Annotated in this window: 11 protein-coding genes; 3 read left to right on the top strand and 8 right to left on the bottom strand. The window is 54.8% G+C overall.

What is annotated here, in order from left to right; all coding sequences use genetic code 11:
• Window positions 1–276: 276 nt before the first annotated feature.
• The 3 genes from WC562_03825 to WC562_03815 form a co-directional block, all read right to left on the bottom strand.
• The gene (locus tag WC562_03825) at window positions 277–1,437 is read right to left on the bottom strand and encodes an LL-diaminopimelate aminotransferase (GenBank protein ID MFA5055289.1); all 1,161 of its coding nucleotides are present in this window, start codon (window positions 1,435–1,437) and stop codon (window positions 277–279) included.
• Window positions 1,438–1,817: 380 nt separating this feature from the next.
• The gene (gene dapF, locus WC562_03820) at window positions 1,818–2,639 is read right to left on the bottom strand and encodes a diaminopimelate epimerase (GenBank protein ID MFA5055288.1); all 822 of its coding nucleotides are present in this window, start codon (window positions 2,637–2,639) and stop codon (window positions 1,818–1,820) included.
• Window positions 2,640–2,918: 279 nt separating this feature from the next.
• A complete protein-coding gene (locus WC562_03815; GenBank protein MFA5055287.1) occupies window positions 2,919–3,305 on the bottom strand; it encodes a hypothetical protein in 387 nt (128 codons plus the stop codon).
• A 202-nt stretch (window positions 3,306–3,507) separates the two neighbouring features.
• Between WC562_03815 and WC562_03810 the strand changes: the two genes are divergently transcribed.
• Complete coding sequence (locus tag WC562_03810; GenBank protein MFA5055286.1) at window positions 3,508–4,491, top strand: diaminopimelate dehydrogenase; 984 nt, start codon at window positions 3,508–3,510, stop codon at window positions 4,489–4,491.
• Window positions 4,492–4,689: 198 nt separating this feature from the next.
• Here WC562_03810 and WC562_03805 read toward each other — a convergent pair whose 3' ends face one another.
• From WC562_03805 to WC562_03795, 3 genes are read right to left on the bottom strand one after another with little or no spacing between them, the layout of a single operon-like run.
• Window positions 4,690–5,139, bottom strand: a complete 450-nt coding sequence (locus WC562_03805) for a hypothetical protein (GenBank protein ID MFA5055285.1) — start codon at window positions 5,137–5,139, stop codon at window positions 4,690–4,692.
• 36 nt (window positions 5,140–5,175) lie between these two features.
• Entirely contained in the window at window positions 5,176–5,637 is a 462-nt protein-coding gene (locus tag WC562_03800; protein ID MFA5055284.1) for a hypothetical protein, read from the bottom strand.
• Between the two features lie 13 nt (window positions 5,638–5,650).
• Window positions 5,651–6,478 (bottom strand): CARDB domain-containing protein, encoded by an 828-nt coding sequence (locus WC562_03795; protein ID MFA5055283.1) that lies wholly within the window; start codon window positions 6,476–6,478, stop codon window positions 5,651–5,653.
• A gap of 273 nt (window positions 6,479–6,751) precedes the next feature.
• On the opposite strand from WC562_03795, the gene argJ reads away from it, so the two are divergent.
• A complete protein-coding gene (gene argJ / locus WC562_03790; GenBank protein ID MFA5055282.1) occupies window positions 6,752–7,939 on the top strand; it encodes a bifunctional glutamate N-acetyltransferase/amino-acid acetyltransferase ArgJ in 1,188 nt (395 codons plus the stop codon).
• A gap of 2 nt (window positions 7,940–7,941) precedes the next feature.
• Here argJ and WC562_03785 read toward each other — a convergent pair whose 3' ends face one another.
• On the bottom strand, window positions 7,942–8,853 hold the full coding sequence (locus tag WC562_03785) for a hypothetical protein (GenBank protein ID MFA5055281.1): 912 nt from the start codon (window positions 8,851–8,853) through the stop codon (window positions 7,942–7,944).
• Window positions 8,854–8,884: 31 nt separating this feature from the next.
• Between WC562_03785 and WC562_03780 the strand changes: the two genes are divergently transcribed.
• The gene (locus WC562_03780; GenBank protein ID MFA5055280.1) at window positions 8,885–8,983 is read left to right on the top strand and encodes a bifunctional ornithine acetyltransferase/N-acetylglutamate synthase; all 99 of its coding nucleotides are present in this window, start codon (window positions 8,885–8,887) and stop codon (window positions 8,981–8,983) included.
• A gap of 7 nt (window positions 8,984–8,990) precedes the next feature.
• Here the strand turns inward: WC562_03780 and WC562_03775 are convergent, their stop codons facing one another.
• Window positions 8,991–9,464, bottom strand: coding sequence for a CBS domain-containing protein (locus tag WC562_03775; GenBank protein MFA5055279.1), 474 nt, complete (start codon window positions 9,462–9,464; stop codon window positions 8,991–8,993).
• Between the last annotated feature and the right edge of the window lie 177 nt (window positions 9,465–9,641).

Raw genomic sequence — 9,641 nt, 5'->3', positions numbered from 1 at the left:
CCTCTCCCTGCGGAGGGAGAGGGAAGATAATTAAGATGTAACTCCCCCTTACCCCCTCTTCTAAAAAGAGGGGGAACTTAACGGGCACGTCGTGCCGTGCCCCTACACGATGTCCGTCATGATCAGGGAATATAACAATTCTGATACAGTCCTCGAAGAGGTTAGCTAGCTCACAGAGGTGCAGGAGAGACTTCTCCTGCCGGGGTTGTACAGGGGTGTCCCCTGTTGTTTTTTTATTTTCCCCCAAGATTGGGGGATAAAGGGGGTTGAAGTATATTATTTATTCCATGAAGCAATTCTAGACAGCGCCTCGTCCAGGCGCGCATCCGGCACCGTGAGCGAGATGCGGATGTACCCTTCGCCATGAGGCCCGTAGCCGACGCCCGGGATCACCACCACGCCGATGTCGTCCAGCCATCTCGTTGCGAATTCTATCGAGGTGTATCCATCCGGGACTTTAGCCCAGATATAGAGGCCAGCGCGGGGTTTCGCCGCACTGATACCTATCTTCGAAAGCGCCTCGATAACTTTATCGCGGCGGCGCTGGTAGATCGCCATGTTGTCGCTTACACATTGCTGCGACCCGCTCAAGGCCTCGATGGCGGCGCGTTGTATCGCCTGGGGTATGCCGGAGTCAATATTCGATTTGATCCTTTTCAGGGCGTCGATTATTGCGGCGTTCCCCACGGCCATGCCGACCCTCCAGCCGGTCATGTTGTAGGTCTTGGACAGGGAATGGAACTCGATGCCGACGTCCATGGCTCCCCTGGCCTGAAGGAAGCTCACAGGTTTGTATCCGTCGAACGCTATCTCGGTGTACGGCGCGTCGTGGCATACGGCGATATCGTGTTTTTTAGCGAATGCGACAACCTTTTCGAAAAAGTCGATACCGGCGACCGCGCCCGTCGGGTTGTTGGGATAGTTTATCCACAGCAACTTTGATTTCCTGACGACATTCTCCGGGATGCCTTCCAGATCGGGCAGGAAACCGTTCTCCTCCCGCAACGGCATGTAATACGATTCCCCGCCGCAGAACATGGCGCCCGTGGCGTAAACGGGGTAGCCGGGATCAGGCACCAGCGCGATATCGCCCGGGTCGATGAGGCACCATGATATGTGCGCCACGCCGTCCTTGGCCCCGATGAGCGATACGACCTCTTTATTCGGGTCGAGCCCGATGTCGAACCGCCTCTTGTACCAGTCCGCCACCGCCTTGCGAAATTCGGGCAGGCCTTCCGAATCAGGATAGCGGTGGTTTTGCGGGTCGCGCGCCGCCCGGCACAGCCTCTCGATGATATGCGGCGGCGTGGGCAGATCGGGGTCCCCGATGCCCAGGCTGATGACGTCTATGCCCTGAGATTTCTTCTCGGCTATCTTTTTCGATATGCCGACGAAGAGGTAGGGCGGCAGTTGTTCGATCCTTTTCGCTGGTTTCATCTTCGATCTTTCTTATTAGGATTGAACCCTCTGAAATCCCCCTTAAAAGGGGGGAACAATAACCGAACCCCCTGTTAGTCCCCCATACGTTGGGGGACATTTATTAATATTAGGGGACACCCCTAAAACCCTGTCAGGAGACCATGTCTCCTGTACCTCTGTTTTAGACTGTCATTGCGAGAAGCCCTTCCATGATATCGAGGTATATGGAAGGACGACGTGGCAATCTCGTTGCTGGTCAACTCCCTGTATCCCCCAAGATTGGGGGAATTTTGGATTTGGGGACACCCCCAGTTTCCCCGGCCCCGACATATCGGGGCACCTCGCCGAGCGTAAATATTCCGGTCATCGTGTAGGGGCAATTCATGAATTGCCCCATGTTATCCCGGCCACGTTCCCGTGAACACTTCCTCCGCGGGGCCGGTCAGCTTCACCTGGCTCTTCCCGTCCCAGTCGATGGTCAGTGTCCCGCCCGGCAGCGCTACATTCGTTTTTTTACCGCAGAACCTGTGCAATCGCGCCGCCACCGCTATGGCGCAGGCACCGCTGCCGCAGGAGAGCGTCTCGCCCGCGCCGCGCTCCCAGACCCGGGCGCGTATCCTGCCTTTGCCCATCACATTCGCTATCTCAAAATTCACCCGCTTTGGAAAGAACGGGTGGTTCTCGACCTTCGGGCCGATCGTTTCGAGAGGGAATTTCTCTATAGCCTCATCGATGAACGCGACGGCATGGGGGTTGCCCATCGAGAGGCAGGTCAGCTTCAGCCGCCTGCCGCCGATGGCGAGCGGATGATCGATCACCGCGTCGCGATTTAGCTTGACCGGGATCAGCCCGGCCTTGAAAATCGGTTCTCCCATGTCGACCTGTATCATATCGTCAAGCTGCCGCGCCTTCCTCGATCCGCCGAGCGTCTCTATCGTAATCTCTTTACCGTCGACCAATCCCCGGCCGATAGCATATCTGGCAAGGCACCTGGTGCCGTTGCCGCAGGCCTCGGCCTCGGAGCCGTCCGGGTTGAACATCCTCATGCGTATGTCGGCCTTCCGGGATGGCATGACCAGTATGATGCCGTCCGCGCCCACCCCTAAGCGGCGATCGCACATGGCCGTAGCTAATACATTCCAGTCGCGGTTTCGTTTCGCTTCCATGACAACGAAATCGTTGCCGGTGGCCTGCATCTTGGTGAATTTGATTTTGGTCATGATTAAGTTGTAATCAACCCCCTGTATCCCCCATATATTGGTCATCCAGGTAGGGGCGAACCTATGTGTTCGCCCGCAATGGGCAGACACGCAGGTCTGCCCCTACGGGGACACCTCTAATCCCCCGGTCCCGATTCATCGGGGCACCTCTTTTCGACCCACGACGTAGGGGCATCCTTCCGGCATCGGAAGGACCGTGCCCGTGTATTTACAATGAGATAATACACAGCAATTATTACAGGCGAATTACGTACACATCAAGCCACGGAATCGAGATTTCTATATATTTCTGTTCCTGCGTCCGCGCAGGTAAAACAGTACAGCCAGCGACAGGAAAATAAACCCGCCGATGACGCCGGCGCCGGTCAGCAGCCCAAAGAATATAACGTTGCCCAATGCTTCCCCGAAGGTGTCCGTGCGGAATTGAAGATTAATGTAAGCTATCGCGGGCAGCAGCAGCCACTCGATGCCGAAGATGAGACAGAAGTAGAAATGGACTTTGTGAGATGAACTGCGGAACAGCATTATCGCGAAGAGTATCAGACTCACGATAAACACGACTCCGCCGTATCCTCCGGCCTGGTCCTCGTGGAAGAAGAACACGAAGATGAATGCAGTAAGCGATGCGAGCAAAAAGGCTTCGACTGATCTTATCAGGTATTTCATATAGCAGCCGTTCGTATTGTAGGGGCGAATAATCATTCGCCCACATGTCTTTGCGGTATTATAGCACCTTTTGCGGCAAGGTCGACGGATATGCCGGAAGATTGTCTGATTTTTGCGCCAACTTCGCGATTTTTCAGGGCCGTGTTTGCTATAATTAGTGGCGAGATTATCGGTCGCCTTTTGACGGCCGAGGCTCAGGAGGATGGAAGTGATAAATGTAGCGATAGTGGGATACGGCAACGTGGGGCGCGGAGTTATCGCGGCGCTGGAGAAGAGCGATGATATGAAGCTCTCCGCGGCGTTCTCGCGCAGACCGGAGCAGGTGGCGAAGCAGTTGAAAGGCGTCGCGGTGCTGAATACAGAGAAGTTCTCTTTACCAAAGGGAGTTAAGATCGACGTGGCTATACTCTGCGGCGGCTCCAAGGAGGACATTCCGGCGCAGGGGCCGGTGTTCGCGAAGCGCTTCAGCACGGTCGACAGCTTCGATACTCATGCCGATATCCCGGGCTACTTCAAGAAGATGGATGCCGTTGCCAGGAAGAACGGCAACGTGTCGATAATCTCTGCGGGGTGGGATCCCGGCATCTTCTCGCTGGAGAGGGTAATGGGCGAAGCCTTCCTGCCCGGCTGCAAGGGGTTCACCTTCTGGGGGCCCGGGGTCAGCCAGGGGCATTCCGATGCGGCGCGTAAGATCGAGGGTGTATTAGATGCGCGCCAGTATACGCTGCCTATCGAGACGGCGCTGGAGAAGGTGCGGGACGGCAAGACGCCCGATTTCACCAAGCGCCAGATGCACAAGCGGCTGGTATACGTCGTCGCAAAAAAGGGCGCGGACAGAGAAAGGATCAGGCGCGGGATCGTCGAGATGCCGAACTATTATTCCGATTACGATACGAAGGTCGTTTTCATCAGCGAGAAGGAGATGGCGGAGAAGCATGCCGCCTATCCGCATGGAGGGTTCGTGCTGACATCGGGGACAGTCGGCAAGAACAGCCGCCAGATACTGGAGTACAGCTGCAAACTTGAATCGAATCCGGGATTCACGGGGAGCGTGCTCGTGGCGTGCGCACGGGCGGCTTATAGGCTCAAGCAGCAGGGTCGGTCCGGGGCGTTTACTATGCTGGACATCCAGCCGGCCCTCTACAGCCCGCATTCCGGCGTGGAATTGAGGGGCCATTTTGTGTAGGGAGCGATGGAATATGTAGGGCGGGCTGTGCCCGCCGATTAGTTGGTGGGTTTCGCTGCGCTCTACCCACCCTACATTCTAAAACCTGAAGAATCTCGTAATTATGGCTGGCAGGGTACGAGATGCTTCGCTTCACTCAGCCATGACAGATTAAGATTTCTGGATTCCCTGATCAAGTCAGGGAATGACAGAGAACAGTTATGGCCAGACACCCTGGTAGCCGTCAGCCCCGTTGTTCTTACAGTCGTCGCCAACACACTTTGAAAATACTTTGCCGTATGAATCGAGCAGCCAGACGTAGCTTGCGTCGGGCTGACATTCACAGTCACCTGCATCGCAGTTGTCATTGTCATCTCCATCGACTGCGGCGAAGCCGTCAGGCACATAGTTCATCAGCGCGCAGATGTCGATTATAAAATAGGTGCCGGCGGGCTCATCGAGCGAGGCATTCATTCCGGAGACCGGCAGGCTGTTATCGTGATGCAGCTTGTATTCCTCCACCTCGGTGTTCAAAATATCGACGACGGCCGTGTAATCCGTATTGGACGGCGTGTTCCACATGGTGAACCAGTATACGGTAATTATCACGGCGAGGATGACCAGCGCCGTAAGGTTGAACTTCCATCTCTTGAGACTGAATAATCGCATAGTGTTGTCGCGTTCTGAGATAACATACTGATTATATCACGGCCAGACACCCTGGTAGCCGTCGGCATCGGACTTATCGCACTGCTGCCCGATGCATGCCGAGTGTACCGATCCCTCCGGGTCGATCGTCCAGAGATAGTGGTGCTCTTCATAGCAATAGCATTCGCCGCCGTCGCAGTTATCGTCCGCGGCGCCGGGGAGAGAGGCGCAGCTGGCGGGGGTCGACGGAATGAGGTTCAATTCTACGAGAGCGCAAATGTCGATTATATACTGTTCTTCGCCGTCAACGATAACGGCTCCGCTGCCTACTATCGGCAGGGAGCCGTTGTTAGCGTTTCTATAGTCCGTTACCGCGTCTTGAAGCTTGGCCCGCCAGTCGGACCAGGCCTGCGGGTATTCTGTACGTATCATCTGGGTGGTAAAATACCATCCGCCGAATACTACCGCGATCAGAAGTACGATAAATACTACCCATCGCCAGCTTTTAAGCCGTTTCATCGGTCGACTTTATTTACGGCCAGATGCCCTGATAGCCATCGGCGAAGTTCATGTCGCATTCGCCGCCGATACATACGGACATCACGTTGCCAGCGAGGTTCACCAGCCAGATATAGCGGGCGTTCTGCTTACAGTCGCACGTGCCGGCCGCGCAGTTATCGAACGAGTCGTCGCGGGCGCTGGCGGGCACCTCGTCCAGCAATTCGCCCTCCCCGACGAGAGCGCATAAATTAAGGATGGAATAAGTGCCGGCGGGGTAGCTTAAATAAACAGAATTGGCCGTTAACGGGATGGAGCCATTGTTACTGGTCATGTACGCTTCGAGCGCCGTCTGGATGCCGGCCTTGTCCGCATCGTAGCTGGACTCCAGGTCGCAAAGGCTCACACTGAGCGGCTGTATGAATTCATTGTCGCTCTCGTTGATCTCGGTGACTCCCGCCATCGAGTCCGCTATAGCTGTGGTGTTGAAGGCGCCGGTGATATCGTCGGCCAGGGTTAGTTCGGTATGAACAACGATGGTTCCGCCCGGGGGCAGGCTGGGCAGGGTGTTCACCAGTATCTGGCTGCCCGCGAACAACTGCCATGACCAGTAGCAGGCCGGGGAGAGCTGTGTTCCCTGGTTCTGAATCGTAACCGCTACCTCCACCGGTGCGCCCTCGCAGCCTACCGCCGGATCGAATGAGATGCCGGTAATGGTCAGGTCTGGCAGGTCCGGCACAGGCGTAGGGGTGGGGGCTACCGTTGCTGTAGGGGTGGGCTCCGCATCCTCGCTGTCGCACGCGATGACGGGTATTAATAACATCGCGAGGAATAGTGCCAAGATACAATTTACGATCTTCATGACTTCACCTTCCAAAGTATATTGCGATATTATACCACTTAGCGCAAGCCCTGACACGATGGGTAATTCTTATGATAAGTTAGTCAACCATGGAAGGAGAAATCTTCTCCTCCACCTCTTTTTCTTCAATGTCATTCTGAACGAAGTGAAGAATCTCGACGAGATCCTTCGGCGCTACCTCAGGATGACAGACTACAAACTACTCACCATTGTCTATTCACTAAACGCTTCCTCTTATTGCGCCGCAATCCTTCCTATGATAATATTGCGCTTGTGAAAATCATACGTAACGGTACGATAACCTCGCCGCAGGGGTTCCTGGCCGGGGCGGCCGCTGCCGGGATAAAATACGAAGGCAGGCTGGACCTCGGCATTTTGTATTCCGAGAGGCCATGCGCCGTCGCCGGGCGTTTTACAAAGAATCGAATTAAAGCTGCTCCCGTCCAATGGTGCCAGGATCGCGTCGCGTCGGGTAAAGCTCAGGCGGTCATCGTCAACGCCGGCTGCGCCAACGCATGCACCGGGGCGCAGGGCATGAAGGATGCCAGAGCTATGGCGCAGGCCGCGGCGATGAAGCTCGATATCCCGGACGACTCCGTGCTGGTGGCCAGCACCGGCGTCATCGGTGTTAAGCTACCCGTCGATAAGATCGAGGCGGGCGCTATGCAGATGAAGCTGTCCGCGAAGGGCGGGCACGAGTTGGCTCACGCCATCATGACCACGGATACACGTCCCAAGGAGATCGCCGTTGCCTGCGAGGAATACGGTTTCACCGTCGCCGGAATTGCCAAGGGCGCGGGCATGATACATCCGGACATGGCCACCATGCTGTCATTTTTAACGACAGATGCCAAGATCGACGCTCGCTTGCTGGATAGCTTTTTAGGAGAAGCGGTCGACGCTTCCCTCAACATGATTACGGTCGATGGCGATACCAGCACCAACGATACGGCGCTGATCCTGGCCAACGGCGCCGGTGGCGCGGTCAAGGCCGGGACTAAGGCGGAGAAGGCGTTCGCTGAAGCACTGTCGAAAGTTTGTATTTACCTGGCGCGCAGCATCGCCACCGACGGCGAGGGAGCGACTCGCCTTATCGAGGTAACGGTCGATGGCGCTAAGTCGTTGGCCGATGCACGAATCGCCGCGCGCACCATCGTCGGCTCACCTCTCGTTAAGTCCGCCGTTCACGGCTGCGATCCGAACTGGGGGCGCATCATCGCGGCGCTGGGGAGGAGCGGGGCCGGGTTCAACCCTAAAAAAGTCGACCTCTACTTGGCCAACATGCAACTCATGTCTGCCGGCGAGCCCGTGCCGTTCAATAAAAAGACAGTGAGTGCGGCTATGGGCAAGGATGAGGTCAAGGTGCGCGTGGCGCTCAACGGGGGGAAGCACTCAGCTACGGCGTGGGGGTGCGACCTGACGGCGGAATATGTAGCGATAAACAGCGAGTATACGACTTAATGTTAATCTGAAATCACCGTGCTGAAGTCGGAAAATTCTATCTGACTATAGAAAGCCCGGTCAACTTTGTAAAAAAATGCGCAGGACATTGTGGTACAAACCGTATCCGGAGATTCATCACTTGAAATCGGTCCTCCGCTGAAGTCACCCTGTGTCAGATATTGCGGCAGGGCCTCAAAGAACGCGCTGATATTAGTCCTAATCACTTGATAATTTCTCTTGTCTACCCATACAGTGACCGAGCTACTATTTTTATATGCGACATCGTAAACTTCCCTCGTCCTGTCAATCGACATACGGCCAAACCACCCCATATTTAAGTCACCCATCGGCTGCTCCAGTGAATAGACCCAGTTGATCATGGCATCCCTGGAAGGCACCAGCTTCAGGGTATAGCATTCTACGCCGTTTACAGTTTCATCCGATAACATAATTACTTCTGTCGCTGTCTCCATCAAGGCTATTTGCTGGGGATACTGGTCGCTTGATACCCATTTATCGCACGAACCATTCCGGGTAAAGACTGGGCTCCAATCTATTTCTTGGGCACCTTCACTCTGAGTTGCAGACCACTCGCCGTCAGCAACAGATAGATTAAATACTGTAACAACAAATCCGTCCTGGTAACTCTGGTTCATTGTGATTTCTTTTGTACCATTGTTACCGGTGATTGAAGTGCCATTCCATAGTAGCGTGTTTGTAACTGGAGTCTTATCGCCAACTGATGGAAACCAAGTTTCTTGATCTTGTGCTTCTATATGAAGAAAGCACGAAATTGTATCAGCCATAGCAGACAAAGAGTTGGATAATAGCTCCTGAGCAGTGAGATTTGAAGTGGATTTAGGACTGCTGCCGCAACCTGAGAAAATAACAGGCAAGACTAAAAATAAAGCCAACACCAACTTTATCCGCATAGTGCTAGAATCGTAAACGAGAGTCAGTCGCATGTCAATAATGGGTGACGGGGGGAAGCACTCGGCTACGGCGTGGGGGTGCGACCTTACGGCGGAATACGTGGTGATAAACAGCGAGTATACGACGTAGCCAGTGATTAGTCTTTCTTTTCCTTCTCCCACATCTCAAGCGCTTTCTTGAGCACGGTGCTGGCCCTCAGGTCTCCCAGTATCTTGTCCTCGTTGTCCAGCACGGGGACGATGGATTCCTTGTGTGCAATCATCTTATCGAGGGCTTTTTGCAGCGTATCCTCCGGCTTCACTCCGATGGAATCAGCATTGCCGCGCGCGATATCGATGGCTTCCTTGGCAAGGGTGAACTGTATGGCGTCTCCGGTTGAGACGTCGCCTCCGCCTACCTTACCGTATATTTGGAGATACAGCCATTTCATCATGTCGCTGCGCCGGACCATTCCGGTGAATTTACCTTTTGAATCCGTAAGGAACACGGCGCGAAGGCTCGGATCATGCGCGAACTTCTCCGCTATTCCGGTGATCGGGGCGTTTTCCTGAAAGCATAAATAGCACGAGTCGGTGGGGCTATAGATTTCCTTAACAGTGATCGTCTTCATTTCCGGCTGTACCTCTCTTGTAGATGTTCTGGCGTGGAACGCTCTGACGGCTTATTATAACATTTTGTCGCCGTGCTGGGACAGACTATGGGGGAGAGATTTCTGTGAGGATTATGTGGCGATCTCGTCGTTTGTGTGTTGCGAGGTGTAGGGGCGGTTCGCGAACCGCCCCTACGG

This window comes from Dehalococcoidia bacterium, from assembly GCA_041649635.1.
GTDB lineage: Bacteria > Chloroflexota > Dehalococcoidia > E44-bin15 > E44-bin15 > JAYEHL01.
This window is presented reverse-complemented; position numbering and strand designations above follow the sequence as displayed.

Coding starts and splice junctions, on each gene's coding strand:
- WC562_03810 (MFA5055286.1), top strand. CDS start 3,508: ATGGAAGTGATAAATGTAGCGATAGTGGGATACGGCAACGTGGGGCGC.
- WC562_03800 (MFA5055284.1), bottom strand. CDS start 5,637: ATGAAACGGCTTAAAAGCTGGCGATGGGTAGTATTTATCGTACTTCTG.
- WC562_03825 (MFA5055289.1), bottom strand. CDS start 1,437: ATGAAACCAGCGAAAAGGATCGAACAACTGCCGCCCTACCTCTTCGTC.
- WC562_03805 (MFA5055285.1), bottom strand. CDS start 5,139: ATGCGATTATTCAGTCTCAAGAGATGGAAGTTCAACCTTACGGCGCTG.
- WC562_03795 (MFA5055283.1), bottom strand. CDS start 6,478: ATGAAGATCGTAAATTGTATCTTGGCACTATTCCTCGCGATGTTATTA.
- dapF (MFA5055288.1), bottom strand. CDS start 2,639: ATGACCAAAATCAAATTCACCAAGATGCAGGCCACCGGCAACGATTTC.
- WC562_03785 (MFA5055281.1), bottom strand. CDS start 8,853: ATGCGGATAAAGTTGGTGTTGGCTTTATTTTTAGTCTTGCCTGTTATT.
- WC562_03775 (MFA5055279.1), bottom strand. CDS start 9,464: ATGAAGACGATCACTGTTAAGGAAATCTATAGCCCCACCGACTCGTGC.
- WC562_03815 (MFA5055287.1), bottom strand. CDS start 3,305: ATGAAATACCTGATAAGATCAGTCGAAGCCTTTTTGCTCGCATCGCTT.
- WC562_03780 (MFA5055280.1), top strand. CDS start 8,885: ATGTCAATAATGGGTGACGGGGGGAAGCACTCGGCTACGGCGTGGGGG.